Here is a 1,594-nt window from a genome sequence, read left to right as displayed (position 1 = left end):
CCGCCTCTCCCTCCCCTGCAAATACAACAGGGTCTGGCAGGGTTGGGTCGGCTCCAACCACGCAACTTTCGTTATTTTCATCAGGTACTGTAGGTGCAGGGCACGATATAGGTTCGGGATCGACACATTGCGACCCCGCTTCATTAGGGACTTGTGGCACATTACAGGTAAGTAATGGTTCACCAGATTCAACATCATCTGTTCCACCACACGCTGCTAATAGCATTAACGCTAACGTTATTAGCAAATATTTAGACATAGTTATAATTTTCATTTTTAAACGCTCCGTTTGCTAATTAATGACTGTATGTAAAACCAAGGTAGAACTGACGACCAAAGTACTGAGTCGTCCCTGTTCGTTGCTCTGAGCCAAAGTAACTTTGGGTTGGTTCATCGGTTAAGTTATTAACTTGCAAAAGCATTGTTAGCGAGTCGCTAAAGCGATAAGAGGTTTGAAAGTCGACTACGGTTTCGGCATCAAAATTAACCACTTGCTCGTTAATGGCAACTTGCTCTGATACAAACTCATCGCGGTAACGCACATTAAGGCGGGTTTCAAAATCATCCATTGAGTAAAAAACCGTGGCATTAAACACGTTATTAGATAGCCCAGGTAAAGATTGCGCTAATGTGTTACCCCCTAAACTGGTAATCGATTCAATTTCACTTTCGGTGTATGAGTAACTTGCGTTAGCGCCTAAGCCATTAAATGGCGAAGGTAAAAAGCTAAACACTTGCGTATAAGCAAGCTCTAGCCCTCTAATGTAGCCACCTTCACCGTTATTCACTGCCGTGGTGTAAATACCGTTTGTTGTCGCAACTTGCTCGCCACTAACTGGGTCTTCTATTGAATCAGGTACGTTAAAGCCATTGCCTTTAAAGTCGAAGTTTTCGATTGATAAGGTTTCAACAAACGAGTCTATATTTTTATAAAATAACGCTGCTGCGATAGTGCCGTTACCTTCTTCAAAATAATATTCGTAAGATAAGTCGTATTGGTCGGCATAAAAGGGTTTTAAAAATGGGTTATTAGTACTTGAACCATTAATAACACCATCATCGCTTACGTTTGCACTGGCATCGCCCGCTAAGCGGTTAATTGGCGCACGCGACATTACTTTAGCCGCAGCAAAGCGCACAAGTGAATTATCGTTAAGTTGCAGATTTAAATTTAATGATGGTAAGTAGTCGGTGTATTTAGTGCCTAATACATTAGGCGCGTATAAATCATTTACAATGCCGTTCTCATCAACAATATTTTGCGCGCCTAAGCGCGCATCGCCTGCGACGTTCTCTAGTACCGTTGCTGATTGATCGGTTTCAACGCGGCGCACACCCACATTACCCGATAGGTCGAGCCCCCCTATTTGCGTGTTAATGTTTACCATAACGTACGCAGCTAGCACATCTTCAAACACCGAGCCGCTTTGTAGCACTGTCCACGAATAGTTAGTTGTGTAACCTTGCGCGTCGTCTACGCCATCGGCGTTGCCCCATGTTTGTACAGGCTCGGGCGTGCCATCTGGAAACCACGCATTGAGCGCTTTGTCTAAATCAATGGCTAAATACGATGGGAAATAACTAAACTCGCCCT

The 1,594-nt window shown here is 43.9% G+C and carries 2 protein-coding genes; both read right to left on the bottom strand.

What is annotated here, in order from left to right; genetic code table 11:
- A partial coding sequence (locus L652_RS0101815; RefSeq protein WP_024603227.1) for a hypothetical protein occupies positions 1 to 274 on the bottom strand: 274 nt, incomplete at its 3' end.
- 22 nt (positions 275 to 296) lie between these two features.
- The coding region (locus L652_RS0101810) for a TonB-dependent receptor (RefSeq protein WP_024603226.1) at positions 297 to 1,594 on the bottom strand (1,298 nt) is incomplete at its 5' end.

The organism is Pseudoalteromonas sp. TB25 (assembly GCF_000497995.1).
Classification (GTDB): domain Bacteria; phylum Pseudomonadota; class Gammaproteobacteria; order Enterobacterales; family Alteromonadaceae; genus Pseudoalteromonas; species Pseudoalteromonas distincta.
This window is presented reverse-complemented; position numbering and strand designations above follow the sequence as displayed.